This window comes from Arthrobacter sp. ZGTC212 (assembly GCF_002929255.1).
In the GTDB taxonomy this organism is placed as follows: domain Bacteria; phylum Actinomycetota; class Actinomycetes; order Actinomycetales; family Micrococcaceae; genus Arthrobacter_B; species Arthrobacter_B sunyaminii.
Map to the genome: position 1 here is coordinate 991,137 of NZ_PJIJ01000002.1, position 22,494 is coordinate 1,013,630.

At 64.8% G+C, this 22,494-nt stretch carries 23 protein-coding genes; 10 read left to right on the top strand and 13 right to left on the bottom strand.

What is annotated here, in order from left to right; all coding sequences use genetic code 11:
- Positions 1 to 284: 284 nt before the first annotated feature.
- Together CXQ89_RS11250 and CXQ89_RS11255 are read right to left on the bottom strand one after the other, a co-directional pair.
- Complete coding sequence (locus CXQ89_RS11250; RefSeq protein ID WP_104161272.1) at positions 285 to 692, bottom strand: GntR family transcriptional regulator; 408 nt, start codon at positions 690 to 692, stop codon at positions 285 to 287.
- A complete protein-coding gene (locus CXQ89_RS11255; protein WP_146067238.1) occupies positions 689 to 1,633 on the bottom strand; it encodes a hypothetical protein in 945 nt (314 codons plus the stop codon). Before CXQ89_RS11255 ends, CXQ89_RS11250 begins: the two co-directional genes overlap by 4 nt.
- Positions 1,634 to 1,983: 350 nt before the next feature.
- Here CXQ89_RS11255 and CXQ89_RS11260 point away from each other — a divergent pair, with 350 nt between their 5' ends.
- From CXQ89_RS11260 to CXQ89_RS11270, 3 genes are all read left to right on the top strand, one after another.
- On the top strand, positions 1,984 to 2,574 hold the full coding sequence (locus CXQ89_RS11260; RefSeq protein WP_104161274.1) for a recombinase family protein: 591 nt from the start codon (positions 1,984 to 1,986) through the stop codon (positions 2,572 to 2,574).
- Positions 2,575 to 2,580: 6 nt separating this feature from the next.
- Positions 2,581 to 4,011 (top strand): lipase maturation factor family protein, encoded by a 1,431-nt coding sequence (locus CXQ89_RS11265; protein WP_104161275.1) that lies wholly within the window; start codon positions 2,581 to 2,583, stop codon positions 4,009 to 4,011.
- A 91-nt stretch (positions 4,012 to 4,102) separates the two neighbouring features.
- Positions 4,103 to 4,978, top strand: a complete 876-nt coding sequence (locus tag CXQ89_RS11270) for an alpha/beta hydrolase (protein ID WP_104161276.1) — start codon at positions 4,103 to 4,105, stop codon at positions 4,976 to 4,978.
- Positions 4,979 to 5,001: 23 nt separating this feature from the next.
- On the opposite strand, the gene CXQ89_RS11275 is transcribed toward CXQ89_RS11270, so the two are convergent.
- From CXQ89_RS11275 to CXQ89_RS11290, 4 genes are all read right to left on the bottom strand, one after another.
- Complete coding sequence (locus tag CXQ89_RS11275; RefSeq protein ID WP_258060047.1) at positions 5,002 to 5,787, bottom strand: winged helix-turn-helix domain-containing protein; 786 nt, start codon at positions 5,785 to 5,787, stop codon at positions 5,002 to 5,004.
- Positions 5,788 to 5,835: 48 nt separating this feature from the next.
- Positions 5,836 to 6,654 (bottom strand): lipoate--protein ligase family protein, encoded by an 819-nt coding sequence (locus CXQ89_RS11280; protein WP_104161278.1) that lies wholly within the window; start codon positions 6,652 to 6,654, stop codon positions 5,836 to 5,838.
- A 5-nt stretch (positions 6,655 to 6,659) separates the two neighbouring features.
- Positions 6,660 to 7,448, bottom strand: a complete 789-nt coding sequence (locus tag CXQ89_RS11285) for a thioesterase family protein (RefSeq protein ID WP_104103859.1) — start codon at positions 7,446 to 7,448, stop codon at positions 6,660 to 6,662.
- A 69-nt stretch (positions 7,449 to 7,517) separates the two neighbouring features.
- The gene (locus CXQ89_RS11290; RefSeq protein WP_104103860.1) at positions 7,518 to 8,354 is read right to left on the bottom strand and encodes an aldo/keto reductase; all 837 of its coding nucleotides are present in this window, start codon (positions 8,352 to 8,354) and stop codon (positions 7,518 to 7,520) included.
- Positions 8,355 to 8,512: 158 nt separating this feature from the next.
- Here CXQ89_RS11290 and CXQ89_RS11295 point away from each other — a divergent pair, with 158 nt between their 5' ends.
- The gene (locus CXQ89_RS11295) at positions 8,513 to 9,481 is read left to right on the top strand and encodes an aldo/keto reductase (protein ID WP_104161279.1); all 969 of its coding nucleotides are present in this window, start codon (positions 8,513 to 8,515) and stop codon (positions 9,479 to 9,481) included.
- A gap of 43 nt (positions 9,482 to 9,524) precedes the next feature.
- Here CXQ89_RS11295 and CXQ89_RS11300 read toward each other — a convergent pair whose 3' ends face one another.
- Entirely contained in the window at positions 9,525 to 10,259 is a 735-nt protein-coding gene (locus tag CXQ89_RS11300; RefSeq protein ID WP_104161280.1) for an SOS response-associated peptidase, read from the bottom strand.
- A 72-nt stretch (positions 10,260 to 10,331) separates the two neighbouring features.
- Here CXQ89_RS11300 and CXQ89_RS11305 point away from each other — a divergent pair, with 72 nt between their 5' ends.
- Positions 10,332 to 10,670 carry a hypothetical protein gene (locus tag CXQ89_RS11305; RefSeq protein ID WP_104053951.1) on the top strand — a complete coding sequence of 113 codons (339 nt, stop codon included), beginning with the start codon at positions 10,332 to 10,334 and terminating at the stop codon, positions 10,668 to 10,670.
- 41 nt (positions 10,671 to 10,711) lie between these two features.
- Positions 10,712 to 11,692, top strand: a complete 981-nt coding sequence (locus tag CXQ89_RS11310; RefSeq protein ID WP_104161281.1) for an SDR family oxidoreductase — start codon at positions 10,712 to 10,714, stop codon at positions 11,690 to 11,692.
- A 29-nt stretch (positions 11,693 to 11,721) separates the two neighbouring features.
- On the opposite strand, the gene CXQ89_RS18870 is transcribed toward CXQ89_RS11310, so the two are convergent.
- The 3 genes from CXQ89_RS18870 to CXQ89_RS18875 all read right to left on the bottom strand — a co-directional run bounded on the left by CXQ89_RS18870 (position 11,722) and on the right by CXQ89_RS18875 (position 15,070).
- The gene (locus tag CXQ89_RS18870; RefSeq protein ID WP_237686894.1) at positions 11,722 to 13,026 is read right to left on the bottom strand and encodes an S-layer homology domain-containing protein; all 1,305 of its coding nucleotides are present in this window, start codon (positions 13,024 to 13,026) and stop codon (positions 11,722 to 11,724) included.
- Positions 13,027 to 13,206: 180 nt separating this feature from the next.
- On the bottom strand, positions 13,207 to 13,353 hold the full coding sequence (locus CXQ89_RS18355; protein WP_181032299.1) for a hypothetical protein: 147 nt from the start codon (positions 13,351 to 13,353) through the stop codon (positions 13,207 to 13,209).
- 145 nt (positions 13,354 to 13,498) lie between these two features.
- Positions 13,499 to 15,070 carry a GH25 family lysozyme gene (locus CXQ89_RS18875; protein WP_258060048.1) on the bottom strand — a complete coding sequence of 524 codons (1,572 nt, stop codon included), beginning with the start codon at positions 15,068 to 15,070 and terminating at the stop codon, positions 13,499 to 13,501.
- Between the two features lie 485 nt (positions 15,071 to 15,555).
- On the opposite strand from CXQ89_RS18875, the gene CXQ89_RS11325 reads away from it, so the two are divergent.
- The gene (locus CXQ89_RS11325; protein ID WP_104161282.1) at positions 15,556 to 16,389 is read left to right on the top strand and encodes an SDR family oxidoreductase; all 834 of its coding nucleotides are present in this window, start codon (positions 15,556 to 15,558) and stop codon (positions 16,387 to 16,389) included.
- Between the two features lie 9 nt (positions 16,390 to 16,398).
- On the opposite strand, the gene CXQ89_RS11330 is transcribed toward CXQ89_RS11325, so the two are convergent.
- Entirely contained in the window at positions 16,399 to 17,781 is a 1,383-nt protein-coding gene (locus CXQ89_RS11330) for a CoA transferase (RefSeq protein WP_104161283.1), read from the bottom strand.
- A gap of 97 nt (positions 17,782 to 17,878) precedes the next feature.
- On the opposite strand from CXQ89_RS11330, the gene CXQ89_RS11335 reads away from it, so the two are divergent.
- Both CXQ89_RS11335 and CXQ89_RS11340 read left to right on the top strand, forming a co-directional pair.
- Complete coding sequence (locus CXQ89_RS11335; protein WP_104161284.1) at positions 17,879 to 18,514, top strand: FMN-binding negative transcriptional regulator; 636 nt, start codon at positions 17,879 to 17,881, stop codon at positions 18,512 to 18,514.
- A gap of 60 nt (positions 18,515 to 18,574) precedes the next feature.
- Positions 18,575 to 20,056, top strand: a complete 1,482-nt coding sequence (locus tag CXQ89_RS11340; RefSeq protein WP_104161285.1) for an amidohydrolase — start codon at positions 18,575 to 18,577, stop codon at positions 20,054 to 20,056.
- 49 nt (positions 20,057 to 20,105) lie between these two features.
- Here the strand turns inward: CXQ89_RS11340 and CXQ89_RS11345 are convergent, their stop codons facing one another.
- Positions 20,106 to 21,089 carry a hypothetical protein gene (locus tag CXQ89_RS11345; RefSeq protein ID WP_104161286.1) on the bottom strand — a complete coding sequence of 328 codons (984 nt, stop codon included), beginning with the start codon at positions 21,087 to 21,089 and terminating at the stop codon, positions 20,106 to 20,108.
- A gap of 248 nt (positions 21,090 to 21,337) precedes the next feature.
- Between CXQ89_RS11345 and CXQ89_RS11350 the strand changes: the two genes are divergently transcribed.
- Positions 21,338 to 21,787 carry a MarR family winged helix-turn-helix transcriptional regulator gene (locus CXQ89_RS11350; RefSeq protein ID WP_104161287.1) on the top strand — a complete coding sequence of 150 codons (450 nt, stop codon included), beginning with the start codon at positions 21,338 to 21,340 and terminating at the stop codon, positions 21,785 to 21,787.
- On the opposite strand, the gene CXQ89_RS11355 is transcribed toward CXQ89_RS11350, so the two are convergent.
- Positions 21,781 to 22,479 carry a D-alanyl-D-alanine carboxypeptidase family protein gene (locus tag CXQ89_RS11355; RefSeq protein ID WP_181032300.1) on the bottom strand — a complete coding sequence of 233 codons (699 nt, stop codon included), beginning with the start codon at positions 22,477 to 22,479 and terminating at the stop codon, positions 21,781 to 21,783. The two genes, CXQ89_RS11350 and CXQ89_RS11355, sit on opposite strands and share 7 nt — an antisense overlap.
- Between the last annotated feature and the right edge of the window lie 15 nt (positions 22,480 to 22,494).

A 22,494-nucleotide genomic window follows, 5' to 3' on the forward strand; every position in this document is an offset into this window, starting at 1 on the left:
ATACCTAAGCAGCCTTTTGACGACACTCGATCAGCGTTTCTAGTGTCCCAACGTTCCGGACAAAGATTTCACAAAAGAGCGCTGATGGGTTGCAAATACACGGAGCGACCAATACAACGGTCGAGGATCAGTGCTTACCGGGTCCAATGAGGACAATTATGGACACTGCAAGTGGTTAATGCATGTCCGACTGCCCGGCGCCGGTCGTTCGTCGCGACGCCTAGCAGCGTCGGACGACGCACGTCAGGATTTCTGTTTTAGGGATCCCTCAACGGGCGCTTTTCTTACCGCGATGGGGTAGGTGGGTCGTCTGGGTTCGGGCGTGAACTGGGTTCCTGGTGTAGCTGTGTCCAGGCATGGGCGAGAAGGTCTTGTGTCTCTCGAAGGCTGAGTCCTTCTTGGATTGCCCGATGAGCAAGGTCTCCAACTGTTTTGATGAGGGGTTCTGTGCTGGTGTGACCGGGGTTGACCCGGGTGCCTGCTGCCCGCTTGGTGCGGATGAGCCCTGCTTTCTCGAGTTCTTTGTAGGCCTTTGCCACGGATCCTGGTGCTACTCGAAGGTCAGCGGCGAGCTGGCGGACCGGGGGCAGCCGTGTGTCGGCGGCTAACTGGCCGGCGCGGATCCGAGCGGCTATTTGGGAACGGATTTGCTCCACAGGGGACACTGATGATGAGGAGTCGATGCTGATCATCGCTCTGGCCCATGGTTAGAGGCGCGTGCTGTTCTTTCAGCGGACCAAAGGTCCGCTACTACGGTAAGAGCTTTGATGAGGAGGATAACCGCGGCCACGGCGACGGCCAGGGAGGACAAGATCGCAATCAGTGCGAGTGTGTGCCCAGGCTCGACCGGGACCGTGTTAGCAGTTGCGAAGGTATCGGCAGTAGGGACTGCGTCGAGGTGACTGACCCGTAAGACGTTGCCGGTTACGGCCAGGAGTCCTGCGACTTGGAAAGCGAGGGCTGCACTGGAGGTGGCCATGACGAACACGGTTCTTAGTGATCTGAGAGTCGTATCCACGTGGAAAAGACCCGGTGAGGTCGGTCTGGCTGCGGCGGCGATGCGGCGTAGCGACCAGTACACGACGATGATCAGCAGGACCGTGCTGATCATGACGGGGACGCCGTAGTACCAGCCGGGGAAAGGACCAGTCGAGGACAGGTTGTACTGCACGTCCACTACCAGTCCGTCCTCGATACCCCAGCCTGAGAGCCCGCGGCGCTGGTAGATGCGATGCAGCCCGTTTTCGTCGGTCGATGAGTACAACCCGGTGAGTACCAGTCCGAGAATGAGGGTGAGTGCCGTAGCAAGTGGAAGGGCGAATACCCACTGACGGGCAAACGAGGCGGGCCCCCTGGGTGTGAGCTCCGCATGAGTCCGCTCCCCTGGAGGTGAGTCCCAGAGTGTCCTTCGATGCAGGTTGTAAGTGATGAGTCCTGCGAGAGCGCCTACTGACGCGGCGAGAGCGTATGGGAGCCCGTACCCCTGCGGCCACCAAATGCCGACCTGCCACGTCAGGACAGTGGCGGACACCCCGATGAGTAAAGCTGTCAGTGATGCCCGCACCTCGCTGCGGTATACCGGAGCATGGTCACGGTCCCCGGATGCAGATGCAGGAACAGGTACGAGTGTCACTTGGGAGCCCCGGATGGCTCGTCGGACGAGAACCCACAAGCCGGCTCCGAGCAAGGCTGCTACAGCAACCGCTAACACTACCGCCATCGACCCCATGGAATGTCCTCCTAGGACTGCTTGTATCTTGACGACAATACAAACGGAAGGCAAAGCCTTGTGTCAAGGCAGCGATACAAGAGGTGCCTGATCACATCCGTGCTTGAGGCCCGCAAGCCGGTCCCCCACCAGGGCGCATCCGCCCTAACTTACCTGTCCCGGAATGTCCATATACCTGTTTGACCTGCGAATTCGCGTATACCCCGCCCACTCGTATTCCCGGTGAAGGTAGCGCAACCGCTACATTCGGATCCATGAGCGCCCACACTGTCGGTTATGCCCGCGTCTCCACCAGCGAGCAGGACCTCACTGTTCAGCAGAACCAGCTCGCAGCTCTCGGTGTCCCCGAGGACCTGATCTATACCGACCATGGGCTGACCGGCACCAACCGTGACCGGCCAGGACTGCGTCAGGCCCTGGCTGCGGTCCGTGACGGGGACACCTTTGTCATCACCAAGCTGGACCGCCTCGCCCGCTCTCTGCCCGATGCCCGGGACATCCTCGAAGAACTCACGAAAAAGAATGTGAAGCTGAGTATCGGCGGATCCATCCATGATCCGTCGGACCCCGTGGGCCGCCTGCTGTTCAACGTCCTGGCCATGGTTGCCGAGTTCGAATCCGACCTTATACGGGCCCGAACCCGGGAAGGCATGCAAATCGCCAAGGCAAAGGGCCGGCTTCGCGGCAAGCAGCCCAAACTCTCCAAAGCGCAGGAAGCACACGTGGTCTCCCTGTATAACGCGGGACAACACACCACCACCGAGATTGCCGAACTCTTCAAGGTCGCCCGCAGCACGGTGTACCGCATCGTCCAACGAACGCCGCCCTCTGAGCGCAACGGCTGACGTGCCATGGATCTTCTCAACGCCGAAGGATACGAGTTTGCACGCCAGGTGCTCCAGCGCGGCATCGCCGCCGTCTACCTGATCGCCTTCATCTCCGCCGCCAACCAGTTCCCGGCACTGCTGGGTGAACACGGACTGCTGCCGGCACCGCGGTATCTGGCCCGGACCGCCGGACGCCGCATTCCCACCCTGTTCCGCTGGCATTATTCGGACCGTTTCCTGCTGGCGGTGGCCTGGACCGGCGCCGCGGTCGCAGCCCTGCTGGTGGCCGGGCTGCCGCAGAGCGGACCGCCGTGGCTGCCGATGCTGGCCTTCCTGCTGCTGTTCGGGCTGTACCTGTCCATCGTGAACATCGGCCAGACGTTTTACGGCTTCGGCTGGGAATCGCTGCTTCTTGAGGCCGGCTTCCTGGCCGCGTTCCTGGGTTCCAACGAGGTGGCTCCCCCGGTCACGATTCTTTTCCTCTTCCGCTGGCTGGTGTTCCGGCTGGAATTCGGCGCCGGACTGATAAAGATGCGCGGGGACCGGGTGTGGCGGGATCTGACCGCACTGTATTACCACCACGAGACGCAGCCGATGCCCAACCCGGCCAGCTGGTACTTCCACCACCTGCCCAAACCGCTGCACAAGGCCGAAGTGCTCGGCAACCACTTCGCGCAGCTGGTGGTGCCCTTTTTCCTGTTCTTTCCGCAGCCGGTGGCCGGAGTTGCGGCGCTCATCGTCATCATCACCCAGCTGTGGCTCATCCTTTCCGGCAACTTCGCCTGGCTGAACGTGCTCACCGTCCTGCTCGCCTTCAGCGCAGTCGCAGATTCGAACCTCCAGGCGCTGCTGCCCGGAGCCGCCTTCAGCACCCCGCCCGCTGAGGCAACCCCTGTCTGGTTCGCCGTCGTCGTGCTGGCTGTGACGTTGCTGATGCTCTATTGGGCGTGGGAGCCGCTGCGGAATCTGTTCAGCAAAAACCAGCTGATGAACGCCAGTTTCAACCGCTGGCACCTGTCCAACGCGTACGGCGCGTTCGGCAGCATCACCCGGTCCCGCAACGAGGTGGTCATCGAGGGGACACTGGACGAGCCGGGTCCCGATGCCCAGTGGCGGGAGTACGAATTCAAGGGGAAGCCCGGCGATCCGGGCAGGATGCCCCGCCAGTTCGCTCCGTACCATCTGAGGCTGGACTGGCTGATGTGGTTTTTGGCGCTGGGTGCTTCCGGCGGATCCTGGTTTCCCGTGCTGCTGCAGAGACTGCTCGACGGCGACCGCCGCACCCTGGCCCTGCTGCGCACCGATCCCTTTGCCGGCGCACCTCCCCGGTGGGTGCGTGCGCGGGTGTACCGCTACCGTTTTTCCACGGCTGCGGAACGCCGGGCCGACGGGGTGTGGTGGGTCCGCGAGCCAGCGGGCTTTCTCATCGATCCGGTCCGGAGAATCGTTCCCTGACACCTACCGCCGGGAAACCCGGCAATGGCAGACTTACCAGTTACCACCCAGCCTGCGGACCGGATTACCGCCGATGCGAGGAGCCCTGACCATGACCCCAGTGGGGAGCCCGCCCATTCCCTTCGCTGCCCTGGATTCGGACGCCCCGGAGTTCGAGGACCGCACCCCCGTGGTGTTCATCCACGGACTGTGGCTCCACTCCACCAGCTGGGACCCCTGGCTGGAGCTCTTTCAGGAGCACGGTTATGCGCCATGGGCTCCGGGCTGGCCGGGCGAACCCGATAGCCTTCCTGCCGCCAATGCCTTTCCGGAACCGATGGCCGGAACCGGAGTGGCCGAAGCCCTGAGCCATTATGAGGGACTCATCAGGAGGCTGCCCCGCCCTCCGGTGCTGGTGGGCCACTCCTTTGGCGGGCTGCTGGCCCAGCAGCTTTTGGCCCGCGGGCTGGCAGCAGGGGCAGTTGCGGTTGCTCCCGTTCAGTTCCGGGGTGTCCTGCGGTTGCCGCCTGTCCAGCTGGCGTCCCTGTTGCCTGTGCTGCGGAACCCGCGGAACGTCCACACAATCGTCCGCCAAACCCCGCAGCGCTTCCGCCGGAACTTCGCCAATGCCGTTTCCGAACGCGAATCCTATGACCTGCACGCCACCTGTGTGATGCCGGCACCGGGACGGCCGCTGTTCCAGGCCGCGGCGGCGAACCTTAATCCGCGCACGGCGGTCCGGGTGGACACCGCCGCGGCCAGGGGTCCGCTGCTGCTGGTGGGTGCAGGCCGTGACCGCGTGGTTCCGGCCTCGGTGGTCCGGGCAGCTGCGCGCCGCTACCGTTCCTCGGCGTCAGTCACCGAGTACGCGGAACTGGAAGGCAGCGGCCATTCCCTGGTGATCGACCACGGGTGGCAGATTCTGGCCGAAGCCGTGCTGGGGTTCCTGGACCGGCACGGGCTCTCGCCGGAACCGGCGGACGGTTAGTACCCGATCAGGCTGGTACCTGATTAGGCGCTGACGTCCGGTTTGGTGACCACCGTGTGCGTTGCATGGTCGTACAGGAACGTCAGCGGGCCGCCGTCGTGCACCATGTTCATGTTGGCGCCGTCCCGGTGTCCGTGCTGTCCGTAGTTTTCGTCCCAGGATCCGTCCAGCGCCACTTTGTATTCGTAGTGGCCCGCGGGCAGGTCCGCAGTGAGCTTCCAGAGCTCGTCACTGCGGTCAAAAGTGAGCTGCAGACCGGCGGGGTCCCAGTCCGCCCGGCCCAGGGCGCTGCCCATGTTGCCGGCAATAACGACGGCGTCCGGCTGCGGAAAGGAGGGTTCGGGCAGTTCGGCCCCCTCGTGGGCACCGTGGTGTTCCGGTGGAATTCCGGGAACTGCCGCAGCTTCCTGCAGCGCTCCTTCAATGACTTCCTCCACGTCAGCGGACGCTGCGGGCGGTGCGGCGGCCGGAGCCTTGCCGTTCATGGCAGCCAGCAGATCGGCGGTATCCGGGAAATCCTGAAGTGCCCGGCGGCCGGAGGCGGTGATGCTCCAGCCGGCCCGGCCTTCCTTGGTGATCCAGCCGGCTTTGACCAGTTTGCTGCTGGCGTTGGACAGGGCACGTTCTCCGCGTGCCGACCCGCTGGCCAGCAGTTCCGCCTCGCTGCCGGTCAAGGGCACCCGGGTCACGGCGGCAGAGAGGACTTCTCCCCTGCTGATCCGGCGCTCGGCGGAGGGATCTTCCGCTGCCAGGACCTCCAAAACTGCCCTCAGCCTCAGTGCCGTATTTTCAATGCTGTTCTTTGCCAACGTCTCTCCTTCGTTTCTCACGTGCAGATCCATCACCCAGCTTACTGATCACAGCAGGGATCGCTGGCTTACAGTGGCGCCGGACACCGCGGCGGCGGGCTGCAGGGACCGTGCCACCGTGTCGAAATCGCCAAAGCCCAGCGAAGTGCGGGCAGCATATGCCTCGATCAGGGCCGCTTCGACACCTTCCAGGTCAACGGTGCCGGTGTCCTCCGCGGCGCCGGCCGTGTCCGGGTTCCAGTCCAGGCCCAGTGCCGCGTAACACTCGTCCAGTACCCGCCGCAGGGGCGCGGCATCCTGCACCACAAACACCGAGGAAAAGAGCCAGGCACCGGAGACCACACGCTGCGCCGTGCCGACGAGCTTGATCTTCCGACCGCCGGCCGTGGTGCCGTGGACAGTGAACTCGCCCGGACAGTATTCTCCGGGAATCTCACCCACTGCGGCATCAGCACCTGCCCGCCGCAGCACCGAGGCATACATGTCACCGAAGGCGGCAAACCGTGCCCGGGAGCCTGCCACTGCATTGGTCCCGGGCTCCACGTGGTCCACCACGAGGCAGCCCTGATGGTAGGCCGCTGCACGCCCTCCGGCCTTGCGCACCAGCGGCTCAAATCCCTGCGCACGGCAGGCCCGCACGGCGTCATCGAACCCCGGAAGGCGGGCGTCACGCTGGCCCAGCGCCACGGTGGGGCGGGGACGGTAGAGGCGGAGCGTCGGCCCCAGTTCCCCCCGCTTGGCTGAGTCCAGCATTCCGAGCGCGAAGTGCAGATCCGCCGCCGCACCCAGGCTCTGTTCCTGTCGCACCACGGTGAGCGGCTCTGAAGCAGCGGCTCCGCCGGTGGAGAGGAAGGTGTCAGCGGACACGGTTCCTAAGCCTGCCCGCCGAGCCGGCGCACGGTCAGGATCTGCTCGCTGCGGCCGAATGGCCCCTGCTCATCGTGCAGCACGGAGGAGGTCAGTCCGATGCCGTCGGTTCCAAACGTGACCCGGGTGTCCAGCCCCAGCCACTCCCCCCGGGGCGTCCGGTGAAGGTGGATCTGCAGGTCTACGTTGGGAAACATGTAGCTGTCCCCGCCCGGCGGCACCCGGGCCGCGATGCCGTTGGCGGTGTCCACCAGGCCCACCATCCGCGCCAGGTCCGACGTCGTTTCCCCCTCCAGCATGGAGTAGGGCGTGCGGATCCACACCTGGCCCCGGCCCGGGCGCAGGCCCGGCACGGCACGGAAGTCCAGTGATCCGATGAACTCACCCGGCCACTCGGTCATTCCGCGGGCTTCTTCAAGGCCGTCCGGCCCGGGCATGGGAGCGTCCTCCAGGGCCGCCACTTCGCCGGTGGATCCCAGGGCCAGACGCCAGGCAGTGGCCCGCACCGCCGCCCGACCGCCGGCAATCAGTTCCGCTTCCAGCAGTTCAATGGTGCGCCCCGGGCGCAGGACCTTGGTCCGCACGTCGAAGGTGCCGCGTGGGATGACGCCGAGAATGTCGTAGCTGATCCGTGCCACGCGCATGTCCGGACGCGGACTGCAGGTTTCCAGCGCGTGGGCCAGCAGGCCGGCCACGGGTGCCATGTGCTGCTCGTGCTCATTCCAGGCGCCCTGCGTATGGATGGTGGATTCAAAGGTTTCCTCGCCCAGGGCGCGGTAATACGACTCGGCCACAGATGTGCCCTCCTTGTGGTTCAGGTTTGTGTCTCAGGCTACATCAGCGGCGGCTCCGGGGTGCCTGAGTCAGTACTGGCTGAAGGCGGCGGTGGCGGGGTCAGCGCCGATCCTTGAGCCGGCGTCGAGCTCGTTGATCTGTTCCATGTCGCGGGGAGCGAGCTCCAGGCTCACGGCGGCGAGGTTTTCCCGCATCCGCTCCGGAGTGGCCGTTTTGGGGATGGCGATGTTCCCGGAGGCCAGGTGCCAGGCCAGCACCACCTGGGCCGGTGTTGCATCGTGGCGCCGCGCAATATCAACTACAGCGCTGGTCGTCAGATCCCGGCTCTGCCCCAGCGGGCTGTACGCCTCAACCGCCATGCCGTGGCGGCGGGACGCATCCGCGAGCGCCCGCTGCTGGAAGGTGGGGTGCAGCTCGATCTGGTTGACGGCGGGCGGGACGTCTGCGGCCTGGGTGAGTTCGTCCAGGTGCTCCGGCAGGAAGTTGGAAACGCCGATGGCGCGCGCCAGCCCGTCGGCGTAGATCTGCTCCAGGTCCTGCCAGGCCTGCAGGTACAGCCCCTGCGAGGGAACCGGCCAGTGGATCAGGTACAGATCCACGTGCTCAAGGCCCAGCGCTTCCCTGCTGTCCTCGAACGCGGCACGTGCCCGGCCCTGGTCCCCGTTGCGGAGCTTGGTGGTGATGAAGAGATCCTCGCGGGCAATCCCGGACGCTGCGACGGCGGCTCCCACCGCTGCTTCGTTTTTGTAACCGGCTGCCGTGTCGATGTGGCGGTAGCCGGCTTCGAGGGCACTTTCCACGGCTTCCTGGGTGCTCTCCGGGGGAATCTGGAAGACTCCGTAGCCCAGCTGCGGAATACGGACTCCATTGTTCAGATCCAGTCCCGGGACATGTTCATGCGTCATTGAGTGCCTTTCAGTGCGTTTGGCCTCCACCCTATTTCCCGCGGGAACTGTTGGATACCCCTAGCCCGGGAGTGCCCGGACGAGCAGAATGGGTCCTGCATCCGCGGTCCCGCTGCCCGGGGCCGGTGCTCAGCCGTCCACTACGTGAGGATTCCTCCATGCAGTACACCCACCTGGGCCGTTCCGGCCTCAGTGTCTCCCGCCTGTGCCTGGGCACCATGAACTTCGGGCCCAAGACCGAGGAAGCGGACGCCCATGCCATCATGGACTCCGCACGGGAGGCAGGCATCAACTTTTTTGATACCGCCAACGTCTACGGCTGGGACAAGAAGGGCTGGACCGAAGAAATTGTGGGCCGCTGGTTCGCCAAGGGCGGCGGCAGGCGCGAGGATACGGTCATTGCCACCAAGCTGTACGGATCCATGAGTGAACGCCCCAATGACACGTTCCTGTCGGCACTGAATATCCGCAGGGCCCTGGATGCCAGCCTGAAACGGCTGCAAACCGACTACATTGACCTCTACCAGTTCCACCACATTGACCGGAACACTCCCTGGGACGAGATCTGGCAGGCCATGGACGTGGCGGTGCAGCAGGGCAAGATCATCTACAACGGCAGTTCAAACTTTGCCGGCTGGCACATCGCCCGCGCCCAGGAGGCTGCCCAGCGCCGGAATTTCACCGGGCTGGTCAGTGAACAGAGCATCTACAACCTCATCACCCGTGCCGTGGAGCTGGAAGTGATCCCGGCGGCACAGCAGTACGGTCTGGGACTGCTGCCGTGGTCGCCGCTGGAAGGCGGCCTGCTCGGCGGCGTGATCAAGAAGACCGGGGAGGGTGGCCGGCGCACGGAGGGACGGGCGAAGGAAGCGCTGGAAACCCACCGGGAAGCGCTGGTCCAGTACGAGGACTTCGCCGACGAGCTCGGTGTTGCCCCCGGCGTCCTGGCCCTGGCCTGGCTGCTGCACCAGCCCGCCGTCACAGCCCCAATTGTCGGTCCGCGGATTCAGGCACAGCTCGACGACGCACTCAAGGCGCTGGACACGGAGCTCGACGCCGAGGCGCTCGCCAAGCTCGACACCATTTTCCCCGGCCACCGCACCGCGCCGGAGGACTACGCCTGGTGAAGGGCAAGCGGGCGGAAGATTCAATGGACTCGTCTTTCGCCCGCTATGCCTCCTGCGCCGGGAGGATCAGCTCCGGCCCGTTGTTGCGCACCGAGTTGACCTGGCTGGACACCACCCGCGGGGTCAGCACCGGTTCCGGGATGGCATCCAGCAGCTGCTGCACACCCGTGGTTTCCGTCAGTTCCGGGTCCAGCCAGTCCGAGTAGAGGTCCGGGGGCACGATCAGCGGTGTGCGGTCATGAATATGGCCCAGTGCATCGCTGGCTTCGGTGGTGATGATGGTGAAGCTCAGCAGCCATTTGTGTTCATGGTCTTCGGGCAGGGAAGGATCAGGCCAAAACTCATACAGACCGGCAAAGGCCAGCGGATCCTCGGACGGCGAATACAGGTACGTGGGGATTTTGGTCTTGCCGGACTTTTCCCATTCGTAGTAGCCGTCGGCCGGCACCAGCGCCCGGCGCTTCACGGCGGCTTTGCGGAACGCCGGCTTTTCCAGCACCGTTTCCCGGCGGGCATTGATCATCCGGGATCCGATTTTCGGATCCTTCGCCCATACCGGCACCAGACCCCACTTGGCCGTGGCCAGCCGGCGGACCACGGCAGGCCGGCCGTCGTCGTCGTGCTCTCCCCTGCGGTGGAAACGCTCGGTGACGATGCGCACATTGTCGGTGGGGGCCACATTCCAGGACGGAGCGATGTCCTCCCCCACAGCCTGCTCCGCGGCGAAGGCTGCCACCAGGTCAGATGTTGCCTTGGCCATCACATATCGTCCGCACATGCTCCCATTGTGCCCGCCGCAGCGGAGAACTCCAGAGCAGGCCTTATTCGAATATGTGTTCTACTTTTAAGTATGGATCAGGATGCGGCAGCCCGGATCGCCGCCCGCTACGCCCGGCGAGCGGAGCCGATTGAACTCACCCCCGAAGAGCTGGACTTCGAACACCACCCCGCCGCCACGTCGGTGCCGGGGATTCCTGTCTGGGCCTGGATCCGGTTTCCCAGCTCCGCCGAGCGGGTCAAGGGCGAAGCCTGCACCTGGAATGCCAAGGCGGTCCAGGTGCTGTGGACTGACGCAGGCATCCGGCGCGCCACGTGGGTGTGGGCATCAGCCGTCACCCGGCGCACCAGCGGCGGCCGAAAGACGGGCCTTGGCGAGCGCACCGGTGGCGCAGAAACCGAGACTCCGTAGACTGGGCTCCGGCAGCCGTTGGATCCGAGCAGGGAGCACACATGGACATTCTTCTCATCGGCGGAACCGGGGTCATCAGCTCCGCCGTGGCCGGGCATGCGGCTGAACTGGGCCACCGGGTCACCCTCCTCAACCGCGGAGCCTCAACCTCGCGGCCGGCTCCCGCCGGAACCGAGGTTCTGCACGCGGACATCCGTGATCCGAGGGCGGCTGCCGAAGTCCTGTCCGGCCGCGAGTTCGACGCCGTTGCGGACTTCATCTCGTTTGTTCCGGAGCAGCTGGCGGCGAGCATGGAGCTCTTCCGCGGCCGCACCGGCCAGTATGTGTTCATCAGCTCAGCCTCGGCCTATCAGAAACCACCGGCCCGGCTGCCCATCCTGGAGTCCACTCCCCTGCGCAATCCCTTCTGGCAGTACTCGCGGGACAAGATTGCCTGCGAGGAACTGCTCACTGCCGCTTACCGGGACGAGGGTTTTCCCGGAACCGTGGTCCGCCCCTCCCACACCTACGACCAAACCATGATTCCGCTCACGGGAGGATGGACGGACCTGCACCGGATGCGGGCGGGGCTGCCCGTCCTCGTCCACGGGGACGGCACCTCCTTGTGGACCCTGACACACAGCCGCGACTTTGCGCGTGCGTTCACCGGCCTGCTCGGCCGGCCCGCGGCCGTGGGCGACAGCTACACCATCACCTCGGATGAGTTCCTGCCGTGGAATGAGATTTACCGGATTCTGGCGGCGGCGGCGGGTGTGCCCGAACCGCGGCTGGTGCATGTCTCGTCGGACACCATTGCCGCCCACGATCCCGGACGCGGGCCGGGCCTGCTGGGCGACAAGTCCCACTCGGTCATCTTCGACAACACCAAGATCAAGTCGCTGGTACCGGGGTTCGCCGCCCAAATCCCCTTCGTCCAGGGTGCGGCGGAAATCCTCGCCTGGTACGACGCCCACCCCGCGGAACAGAAGATTGACCCGGGATTCATGGCCCTTTCGGACCAGCTGGCCGCCGCGGCGGGCTGATCCGAAAGGTTCCTGCACCGCAGAACGTGCTAGGAAGCCCAGCGTTTCATGAATGCGGCCATGGCGTCCCGGGCGATGGTTTGTCCTGGCCGGTACTCCGAAGCGCCGCCTGCGGCGGGCCAGCCGGTGGATACCCCGTTGGCCGCGAGCCAGGAGATTTCCTTGTAGAACTGGTGGGATTTCGTAACGTCGGTGAAAGGCGATGTTTTGGGCGCCGTGTATTTTGGAGACCCCTTCAGCCGGTACAGGAAGGCGGCCATGGCGTCCCTGGACACCGGAATACCGGGACGGAATATTTGTGTGCCGTTTTTCTGCTTCCAGCCCGTCGATATTTTCTTGGCCGACAACCACGCTATTTCTTTGTAATAAGGATGCGAAGTTTTAACATCCGCGAAGGGGGATTTCTTCGGCGGCGTGTATGCGGGTGAACCGGAAAGCCGATACATAAAAGCCGCCATTGCTTCCCGGGACACCGCTTCAAAAGGACGGTATGTCTTGGTCCCGTTCTTTTCCGTCCACCCGGTGGAGACGCGCTTGGCGTGCATCCAGTTCATCTCGGACAGGAATTGTTGTCCGCTCTGCAGATCGCTGAAGGGAGACACCGGAGCCGGCGGAGCGGCCTTGGGGTAACCGGCCAGGTTGGAGACCACCAGATGCCATCCCTTGTACGGTCCGCTGGTGGGCACTACGTAGCCCACCCCGGCATGCGTCTCCCGCGGATCCAGCATCGCAGCCCGGTGGGCTGGAGAATTCATCCACCAATCCACCACGGACGCCGCTGAAAAGTTGAACGCGATGATTTCCCCGTACCAGTTGGCGCCGGAAGGAATGACGGACAGGCCGGCATCGGGGCGGTGAATGCCGTTCCAGTCAAAGTTCGGATCTGCTGTGGCAACCCGCAAATGGTTCGCCCAGCCCTGGGAACCGTCAGCGATCTGCTGGTTCCAGATCAGTGCGGGAACCCCCGCCGCCCGGCGCTTGGCGTTCATCAGGTCAAACACCGCTGAAGCGAAGGCGTCGCTCCGGACCGCTTCCGCTGAGGCATCCGGAACGGCTGCACCCGCGCCGGATACTCCGGCCGCAGCGGCCGCCGCATCGACGGATGCCTGAGCCGCTTCGGGAGACAGAAGACCGGGGTCAGGTTTCGGGGTATCCGGAGCCACGGGAGGAATGTCGGGAACCTCCGGCTGCTGCACCTCAACCGCCGGTACGGCAACAGTTCCGCGCGCCGGATGCGCAGCGGCTGCAGCACTTCCCGGAACGGCAACGGACGCAAGGGCTAAGGCACAGATGACACGGACGGCAGCAGTCCGGAAGGAGGTATTCTTTTTCATGATTGGGTTTATCGTAGCGGCACGCTGCGATATTAGTCCATCGTCCGGACGATAAATGGATTTGCCGGATTTATCGTCCGACACTTCAGCGTTTGATGCCGCAAGAATCCGCTGGAATCTATTGTCCCAGCCGGAAGGCAGGAATGCCGGAAACCCTGTCCGCTGGTTATTGGAATGCGGTTAGGCGAGGTGATTCCGGCGGTTGCGGTGTTCCAGGAGCAGCCGGGCTCCGTTAATCATGAGGGTTTCCACGGGAACCCCCTGTTCTTCAGCCAGCTCCTCCAGCTCCCGTCCCAGTTTCGGCGGGATCCGCAGTTCAATGTTCATGCGTTAAATCGTATCGGCGCCGCAGACCCCGGGTGACCGATCCGGAGTTCATTACGTCACCCCTCGGCGGCACCCGGCATCCGGCACCCGGTACCCGGCGAACGGTGCATGAAGCGGCCCTCCGCCGGGTGCCGTGCGGAGCGGTCTAGAACTTGGTGTCGTAGCGATGCAGGAAAGCCGCCATTGCATCACGCTTAATCGGTTCGTAGGGACGGAAAGTTCCGTCGCTCCAGCCGGTGGAGATCCCGGTGGCGGCTAGCCAGCTGATCTCCTTGTAATACATGTTGCTGACCGCAACATCCTTGAACGGCGAGACCCGCGGAGCACTGTAGGCGGGGCTTCCCGCCAACCGGTAGAGGAAGGCGGCCATGGCGTCCCGGTTGATGGCTAGTTTCGGTCCGAACTGGGTGCCGTTCCAGCCGGTGGCCACGCCCTTTGCACGAAGCCAGTTGATCTCCTTGTAGAACTCGCTTCCCGCGATGTCCTTGAACTTGGACTGGGCCGGCGGGGTGTAGGCGGGTCTGCCCTCAACCCGGTACAGGAAGGCTGCCATGGCTTCGCGGCTGACCGGTTCCAGGGGACGGTAGGTCCCGTCCGCGTATCCCGTGGTAATCCGGGCATCCCTAAGCCAGGTAATGTCCTTGGCGAATTGTGAATTGGCCGGTACATCCTTGAACGGTCCCGCCGCGGCAGGCGCGTTCCGGGCGAAAGCGGTCAATGCGGCTTGAGTCCCGTTCCAAACGTTTGAATCCCCCACAAACGGTCCGGTGCTGCTGTACTGCCACACACTGTAGTAACTCCAGCTCGCCGGGAGCGGACCGGCGCCCACCTCGTTGTAGCTGGCAATATGCAGGGGGTTGTCCCCGAAGGCCGCACTGTTGCCGGTGCACCGTGACCACCAGTCGGTGGTCGTATAAATCATCGGGGTGCGGCCGGTGCGGGCCTTCACCTGGTTGGAGAACGCCTTGATCCAATTGACCATCTGGGTTGCGCTCATGTTGTAACAGGTATTCCCCAGGGAAGCGTAGGGGTTGTACTCGATGTCCAGGAGGGGCGGAAGTGTCTTTCCGTCCGCTGACCAGCCTCCGCCGTTGTTGACGAAGTAGTTGGCCTGATCAACAGCTGAAGACACACTGGGCAGCGCAAAGTGGTAGGCGCCGCGGACCATACCCACGTTGTACGATCCGCCGTACTGCTGGTTGAAGTTCGGGTTCTTGTAGCTCGTTCCCTCGGTGGCCTTTGCGTAGGCAAACCGGGCTCCCTGAGCCCAGGCACGGTTCCAATCGACGTTGCCCTGGTGGCTGGAGACATCCATGCCCTGGATTCCTGGGGGACGCCAGTTTCCGCCCAGGGGTTCGGCCGCGTCAGGAGCAGCAGTGTCAGGCGCAGCAGTCTGCGGTTCGGATCCGGTAGGCGACGATGTCCCCGCCTCGGGATCCGACGCCGAAGGGTCGCCGGCTCCGGGCGTTTCGAGCATCTCATAGGGGGCCGGCAGCTGGGCATCGCCGGACACGGTGAGGCGGTGGATACCCTGGCCCATCCGTGCACCGTTCTCACCAATGATTTTGGCTTGCTCGGCCTCACTGAGGCTGGAGGCAGGCATGTCAGTGCCCATGGCGGGGACGGCAGCCGCGGCCGGACCCGCCAAGCAGGTGACGGCCAGCAAGGCTGCCAGCGCTGCCGATGTGAGGCCTGTGGAAAGCGTCGTCGTTTTCATTTATTTCCTGGATGGTGTTGTTGGTGTTCCCGCGCATTACGCAGATGTGAAAAACCACAAAGGTTTTCGATTACCGTTTTGCCGCACTGCACAGCCCCCCAGCCTTGCCGTTCGGCTGTTCCGGTCCCCGATGCAGCCGCCTCTCCCGGGAAATGATGGGAATGGAGAACTGATTCACCGTTTGTCGCGGCGAGGGGATTGATTCCCGGAGCCTGCTATTACGGTAGGCCAAGATAATTCCGGACGTCAGGTTGCACGGGCCGACTAGAGTACTTTGCAGGTAAATCGTTACATACTCACATTTTTGAAGTTCATTGCCTTGGCAGCCGGAGCCGCCATCCGAATAACCTCTGCCGCAGAATGTTTCCCGGTCAGCACTGAGGTGTTGGCCTTTGGGGAAACCAGCCACCTGCTGCACATCAGCGGGTACTGTCAGAATTATCCGGCAGGCTCCCCTGCCGGAATCCGATGGGCATTGGAGCATCATGGCAACGGACGTACTGGTAATTGTTGGAATGGGCGGCATGGGACAGGCCGTCCTGCGCCGTTCGGGCGCCGGCCGCAAGGTCCTGTTGGCCGATTTTGACGAATCCCTATTGGAGACTGTCGTTTCCACCGCGCTGGGGGACGGGTACGACGTCGTTTCCCAGCGGGTGGACGTTTCCTCCCGCGATTCCGTGGCGGCGCTGGCGGCAACGGCCGCGGAACTGGGAACGGTCACCGGCGTCGTGCATACCGCGGGGCTTTCTCCCGTCCAAGCGCCGGTGGAGGCCATCTGGAAGGTTGACCTGTTTGGTACCGCGGTGGTCCTGGACGAATTCCAGAAGGTCATTGCCCCGGGAGGCTCCGGCGTCTTCATCTCCAGCATGTCGGCGTACATGGTGGGCGGCCAGATTCCTGCTGACGTTCTGGCCAGCCTTGCCGCAGTGCCGACGGATGATCTGCTTCTGGTCCCGTTCCTCGCCGGCATCGACAACCCCGGATACGCCTACGGCATCGCCAAACGCGCCAACCAGGTGCGGGTGCAGGCCGCCAGCCTTGCCTGGGGCGCCCGCGGGGCACGGGTTAACAGCATCAGCCCCGGCGTCATTTCCACGCCCATGGGCCAGCAGGAACTCGCCGGTGAATCGGGTGCCCAGATGCGGGCCATGATCGAAGGCTCGGGCACCAAGCGCGTGGGCACACCGGCAGACATCGCCAACGCGGCGGCTTTCCTGCTGGGACACGATGCCAGTTTCCTCACCGGCATGGACCTGCTGGTCGACGGCGGTGTGGTAGCCGCCGTCGACACCGCGCAGCGCGCACGCGTGGCTGGTTAGCGCCCGGCCTCAATCCACTCGGTCCGATCCATTCCAAACCAATGCGGCGCTGCCGTAACGCGGCGGTGGCCAACGGTACTCAAGCTGTGCTCCGTTGATCAGCAGCGGCGGGGGCACGTAGATCAGGTCACCGTAGTCGCTCCGGCAGCCGCGCAGCACCGGCTCGAGCACCACCGGCTCGGTGCCGGGCGGCGGGCCGGGGAACCGCATCAGTTCCAGAGCCGTCCGCGCCAACGACAAATGAGCGGATCCGCTCAGTCCACGTGCACGGGCAGCCACCAGGGCGACGGCGGCGGCAGACATCCCCAGCCCGGTGGCGTAGTCCAGAACCTGCACCGGAAGTGCACCCGGGCGCCACTGGCCGTCCCCGCCCGTGCTCCCGTAGAGGTGGGAGATACCCGCGGCAGCCTGCACAATGCTGTCAAAACCGCGCCGGCCGGCCCACCCGCCGCGGTCCCCCCAGGCGTCCAGCGAGACCACCGCCAGCCCGGGATGATCGGCACGCAGCGTCGCTGCCTCGAGCCCGAAGCGGGACAGCGCCCTTGAACGGTAGGCGGTGAGGACGACGTCGGCCCTCTCCAGCAGCGCGCGCAGCCTCCGGTAGGCGTCCGGGTCGCCAAAGTCCGCGACGGCGCTGCGTTTGGAGAACCCGGTGTCCACATACTGGTCCTCCAGTTCCGGGAAGGCCGGCGGATCCACGCGCAACACGTCAGCACCCAGTGAGCCGAGGATCCGGCTGCCCGACGGGCCGGCAATGACCCGGGTCAGGTCCAGAACGCGCAGTCCCGCCAGGATGCCGCCGCGGCCGCTCGGCAGGGATGCCGCCTCCACTGCTTCGAGGTTCAACCGGAGCCAGGGTTCGTGGAGTACGGCGCGCCCCGGCTCGGAGGCTGCCCACTGTTCAGGGGTGCGCACCGCCGCGGCCAGACCTCCGTGTTCCGTGACCGCTTCCTCCACATCCGCCGAGGTGCGCCGGCGCACCTCGGCGTCCACCTCCTCAGGCCTGCTGATATTCAGAGCCGCCAGCAGGGCACGTTCATGGTGCGGATAATTGGCGTGCAGCCGAACCCAGCCGTCGGCGCTGCGCCGGAACCCGGAAAGCGGAGCGAATCCCCTGACCGGATCGCCGTTGACGCGCAGGTGGGCAAATGAAGCAAATGACGCCGCTGCGCCGTCGGACGCAAAACCAACCTGGTCCCGGCGGCCGGCGGAAGACGCGTAAGCGGAGACCGCAGTTGCGAGCGCCTGCAGCGCCCCTAACCCGAGGCCTTCGACGTCGAGCGGGCCCGCCCACCACCACCGCACTCCGGTCCGGCCAGCTGGTTCAAAATCATCCGGAAGCAACGGTGCCAGGCTGCGCCACAGTTCCGGTACGGGGGTCTGAGCCGTCATAAACGAAGTATGCACGTGTCGACGCCGGTGCGCAGCCACGGCCTGTTCAGCCTCCTGTTAGGGTGGCCCGAACGCGGCACGCGCTAAGGAAGGACCGATGAGAGACAACCCCAGCTATGCACTTGATGATGCAGAGGCCATCAAGGACCTGGTCCGCAGCAATCCCTGGTGCACTTTCATCAGCCAGGTGGACGGCCGAGGACTGGTCGCCTCCCACTATCCGGTCCTGTTGGACGAGGACGCCGAGGGGATAGTCCTGCTCAGCCATGTTGGCCGGCCCGACGAGGAGATACACGAGCTGGGGCGGCACGAAATGCTGGCGATCATCCAGGGTCCCCACGGCTACATCTCCCCCGGCTGGTACGACGGCGGTCCCGGCGTCCCCACCTGGAACTTCGCCGTCGCCCATCTCTGGGGCACGCCGGAAATCCTGTCGGATGCCGAAAACCTGGCAGTTCTGGACCGGTTGGTGGAACACTTCGAAGAGCCGCTGCCCGAGCCGCATCTGCTGCACGCAACCAGCGAGAACATCGAGTATGCCCGCCGCATTGTCCACGGCACCGTCGGTTTCCGGTTGCGGGTCACCCGGATGGAGGGCAAAGACAAGATGAGCCAGGGCAAGAGCCCCGAAACAGTCCGGAGCGTCATCGACCACTTGGAGCGGCCGGGACCCTACGCCAATCCGCCGCTGGCCGTGCGAATGCGGCAGATCAACGCCGAAACCCTTGGCTGACAAGCTGCCGGGAACCCGCCCGTCCAGCCAATGAACGCCCTGCATCCACAAAGGACACTCATGGACCCGCACAGCATCCTGCTGAGGAACGCTTCGTTTCCTTCCCTCCCGGGACTGCACGATGTCGCGCTGCACGCCGGACGCATCGCGGCCATTCGTCCGGCGCGGGGAACTGCACCGGGGCGGGGCACTGATGAGGTCCACGACCTCGACGGACGCTTTGTTCTCCCCGGCCTGTGGGACAACCACGTTCACTTCACCCAGTGGGTGATCCGGCAGCAGCGGCTGGACCTGACGGGCAGCGGCAGCGCCGCGGATGTCCTTGCACTGGTGGCAGCAGCCATTCCGACCGGATCCGCCGGGGAACCCCTGGTGGGCTTCGGTTTCCGCGATGCCCTCTGGCCGGACAGCCCAACATGCGCCGGCCTGGACGCCGCCTCAGGCACGACGCCGGTGGTCCTGATCAGCGCTGACCTGCACTGTCTCTGGGTCAACACGGCGGCAGTCCGCACTCTGGGCATCACAGGGGCCGACGGCGGCCTGGTCCGGGAAGCGGAGTGCTTCCGGACACTGGAGAAACTTGAGGATCCGGACACCATCTCGTTCGAGGCCTGCCGGCGGGCCGCTGAAGCGGCAGCCCGCCGCGGCGTCGTCGGCATTGTGGACTTTGAAAACGCCGACAACCTGCAGCTCTGGCCTGAGCGCGTCCGTCACGGTGTTGATGCGTTGCGGGTTGAGGTCTCGGTGTGGCCGGACCGGCTGGCCGGCGCCATCGAACTCGGAGTGAAAACCGGCGACGTGCTGGACGAGTGCGGGCTCATCACCATGGGTCCGCTCAAGGTCATCGTGGACGGGTCACTGAACACCCGCACAGCCTGGTGCTGGGACCCGTATCCGGGGCTCCCCGCGGGCCGGAAGCACTCCTGCGGCCAAAACACAGTCCCGATGCATGAGCTGCGGATGCTTATGGCTGCCGCGCGCGACGCCGGTATCGGTGCCGCAATTCACGCCATCGGCGACCGGGCCAACACGGAGGTCCTGGATATCTTCGAAAAGCTGGGCATGACCGGTGTGATCGAGCACGCACAGCTGGTGCGGGAGACGGACTTTGCCCGTTTCGAGGAGCTGGGCCTGGCCGCCAGCGTCCAGCCCGAGCACGCCATGGATGACCGGGATGTGGCCGATAAGTTCTGGCCCGGACGCACCGAGCGGGCGTTCGCGCTGGCCTCCCTGCACCGTGCCGGGGCAAACCTGCGGCTGGGTTCCGATGCCCCGGTGGCTCCCCTGGATCCCTGGTTTGCGCTGGCCTCAGCGGTCAGCCGGAGCCGGGACGGCCGGGAGCCGTGGCATCCCGAGCAGTGCGTGCCGGCGGAGGTTGCCCTGGCCGCGAGCGCCTGCGGCCGGTCGGGGGTGCGGGTGGGCGAGGCGGCCGACCTTGCCGTCACCGAGATGAATCCCCTGACCACGCCCGGTGAGCAGCTGCGCACCATGCCGGTTTCGGCAACGCTGCTCGGCGGCAGGTTCACCTGGTCCGGCCTCTGAGCGGCAGCACCCGCGGCGGCGTTTCGGGAGAGGGCCGTCCGGACCAGAACTAGGCAGCTACGATGCCTTCCTCTTCCCGCACCCGTGCGCGTTCATCGGACAAGCGGATCCTCCGCACGCTCCACCGATGAGTCAGGACCAGCAGGACTCCGGCAGCAACCAGCCACAGTGCCAGCTTTAGCCCGTCAATGCCGAACGGCTGGCCCGGGAAATACACCATGCTTTGCGCGGCGTGCAGCCAGGCCGCACCGTTCCAGAACGTCCCCAGCGCGGCGAAGAACGGCGGCAGTGTTTCCGACGTAAAAATGCCGCCGCTGCTGGTGAAGTTGAGCATGACAAACAGCATCGTGAGGGTGGGCGTGGTCCATTTCCGCAGCACCGGATGCAGGGCGACGCCCAGCAGTGCAATCGTGGTGACATAGAGCCAGGACAACAGCCACATGCTCCAGAGCCCGTTTTCCAGGATCCCGTAAATGGGGCCGGCGATGATCACGCCCATCCCCGCAATCACCGCAGAGCTGCCGACGACGGCGGCGGCCCGCCATGGAACGGAGACCTGTCCGGCAACGGCGGAGATTGCCACCGCACTCGAGTATGCTCCGACGCTCAGCCCGACGAGCAGGAAAAACAGCCCCTGGGAGGTCGGATCATGTTCGTTGGTGGGTACCACATCAACGATGTCCAACGGCAGATGCTGGTCAAAAGCGACGGGCTGGAAAATCTTCTTGGCCACCTCCGCCGTCGTCGCGGAGGCCGCTGACGCAACGTACAGCGTCGCCTCAGCGTCGCCGGGCTCGTAGGCCGCGGAGATTTCGCGGTCGACCATCAGCTGGCGGGCCGTTTCGGCGTCGGCCACCACCCGGGTATCGAGACGCCCGGGCTCCGCGTCATTGAGCTGCTGGGCGAAAACCTCCGCCGAAGTCCCGGTACCGATGATTCCGAGGGACAGATGGTTGGGTTCGGGCTCATGGAACGCGCCCAGATAGGCCAGTCCCATTCCCGCGGCAAGGAAGAACGGAATCAGAAGGTGCATTCCCAGGGACTTCCAGAAGGAAACCCCAGGAACGGAACCCCCGCGCCCGGGCCGGGTTGGTTGCACGATGGGCTCCGGACGGACTGATTCAGGTGACGGTGCGGTAAGGAACGGGTCAGGCATGGGACCTTTCAGGAAACAGGACGGAGACTTCCGTAAGTTGCACTATGCAACGTTCCATTGTTGCATAGTGCAACATCACTTCGATACCGCGGCGTGTCATCCTTCCCAGAAGGTAAGTTGGAGGAGTGGCACAACAGGACAGATCCAGGGACATTGCAGTGGGAAGCGTCTACGACCAGATCGATGCGATCTACCGGCGGGCCGTGGCCCGATCACGGCGGATCAACGCCCCGCTGACGCAGGTCGAACAGTCCCTCCTGGCCTTCATCGGCGGCAACCCCGGGTGCCGCGCCACGGATATTGCTTCCGCCTTCTCACTGAACCGCTCCACCGTCTCGCGCCAGATCCACGCCCTGTCGGAACTTGGCCTGGTGGTTGAGGGCGACAGTGACAGCCAGCCGCGCCGCGGCCGGGCCTTGTCCGTGACGGAGGAGGGAGCAGACCGGCTTAAGCGGTCCCTGGCCATTCACCGTGAGGCCGTGCGGAACCGTCTGGACGGGTGGAGCGAAGCCGAGCTTCGGGATTTCGCCGCCGCTTTGGAGCGGTTCAACGGCGCCAAGGACGAAGGTCAGTAACCCGGCGCGGCAGGAAGTCCCAGATATTCTTCCAAGGTGGTGCCGGCGTCGTGCATTGTCCGGGCATGTTCCGTCCCCACGTACCGCAGATGCCACGGTTCATGGGCGTACCCGGTGATGTGCTCGGCTCCTGCCGGATAACGGATGATGAAGCCGTAGTGCTGGGCATTGGCGGCTGCCCACGAACCCGCCAAGGTTTCGGCGAAGCAGGATTCCAGGGCGCAGGTTCCGTCCGGGTTGGCGATGTCGATTGCCAGCCCCGTCTGATGCTCGCTGTACCCGGGACGGGCCGAAATGGCGTCGGCTGCCTCCGGCCCAAAGTTCTCCGTGTAGGAGACGTACAGCTGGTCCTGCTCTGCTCCGGTCCGAAAGCCGCTCACCGCGGACATGGGAACTCCGGCGGCGCCCGCTTCCGCGGCCATTTCCCGGTAGGCCCCTGCAGCCTCGGCCCGCAGCGGCACGCCGCCGGCGTCGGCAAGGTCCTGCGGAGCGTGGTCCGCAGGCACCGGGCGCTTCTTATTAACTACAACCAGCGTGCTGTCCGGGGAATCGAAGTCCAGCACGGCGGCCGCAGCGGGCTGCGCTGACTGGGCCGGGAGCTCCTTGGAGCCGGGCCAGAATAGATAGATCAGCAGGCCGAGAAAGACGCAGACGATCACAGTCCTCAATAACCTGGCGCGCTGTCGTGGCATCCCTACCTCCACTCC

What these genes read in the sequence shown, in the direction of transcription:
- CXQ89_RS11250 (WP_104161272.1), bottom strand. Translation starts at nt 692, where the DNA reads ATGATCAGCATCGACTCCTCATCATCAGTGTCCCCTGTGGAGCAAATC.
- CXQ89_RS11260 (WP_104161274.1), top strand. Translation starts at nt 1,984, where the DNA reads ATGAGCGCCCACACTGTCGGTTATGCCCGCGTCTCCACCAGCGAGCAG.
- CXQ89_RS11265 (WP_104161275.1), top strand. Translation starts at nt 2,581, where the DNA reads ATGGATCTTCTCAACGCCGAAGGATACGAGTTTGCACGCCAGGTGCTC.
- CXQ89_RS11270 (WP_104161276.1), top strand. Translation starts at nt 4,103, where the DNA reads ATGACCCCAGTGGGGAGCCCGCCCATTCCCTTCGCTGCCCTGGATTCG.
- CXQ89_RS11290 (WP_104103860.1), bottom strand. Translation starts at nt 8,354, where the DNA reads ATGACGCATGAACATGTCCCGGGACTGGATCTGAACAATGGAGTCCGT.
- CXQ89_RS11295 (WP_104161279.1), top strand. Translation starts at nt 8,513, where the DNA reads ATGCAGTACACCCACCTGGGCCGTTCCGGCCTCAGTGTCTCCCGCCTG.
- CXQ89_RS11300 (WP_104161280.1), bottom strand. Translation starts at nt 10,259, where the DNA reads ATGTGCGGACGATATGTGATGGCCAAGGCAACATCTGACCTGGTGGCA.
- CXQ89_RS11305 (WP_104053951.1), top strand. Translation starts at nt 10,332, where the DNA reads ATGGATCAGGATGCGGCAGCCCGGATCGCCGCCCGCTACGCCCGGCGA.
- CXQ89_RS11310 (WP_104161281.1), top strand. Translation starts at nt 10,712, where the DNA reads ATGGACATTCTTCTCATCGGCGGAACCGGGGTCATCAGCTCCGCCGTG.
- CXQ89_RS18870 (WP_237686894.1), bottom strand. Translation starts at nt 13,026, where the DNA reads ATGAAAAAGAATACCTCCTTCCGGACTGCTGCCGTCCGTGTCATCTGT.
- CXQ89_RS18355 (WP_181032299.1), bottom strand. Translation starts at nt 13,353, where the DNA reads ATGAACATTGAACTGCGGATCCCGCCGAAACTGGGACGGGAGCTGGAG.
- CXQ89_RS18875 (WP_258060048.1), bottom strand. Translation starts at nt 15,070, where the DNA reads ATGAAAACGACGACGCTTTCCACAGGCCTCACATCGGCAGCGCTGGCA.
- CXQ89_RS11325 (WP_104161282.1), top strand. Translation starts at nt 15,556, where the DNA reads ATGGCAACGGACGTACTGGTAATTGTTGGAATGGGCGGCATGGGACAG.
- CXQ89_RS11330 (WP_104161283.1), bottom strand. Translation starts at nt 17,781, where the DNA reads ATGACGGCTCAGACCCCCGTACCGGAACTGTGGCGCAGCCTGGCACCG.
- CXQ89_RS11335 (WP_104161284.1), top strand. Translation starts at nt 17,879, where the DNA reads ATGAGAGACAACCCCAGCTATGCACTTGATGATGCAGAGGCCATCAAG.
- CXQ89_RS11340 (WP_104161285.1), top strand. Translation starts at nt 18,575, where the DNA reads ATGGACCCGCACAGCATCCTGCTGAGGAACGCTTCGTTTCCTTCCCTC.
- CXQ89_RS11345 (WP_104161286.1), bottom strand. Translation starts at nt 21,089, where the DNA reads ATGCACCTTCTGATTCCGTTCTTCCTTGCCGCGGGAATGGGACTGGCC.
- CXQ89_RS11355 (WP_181032300.1), bottom strand. Translation starts at nt 22,479, where the DNA reads ATGCCACGACAGCGCGCCAGGTTATTGAGGACTGTGATCGTCTGCGTC.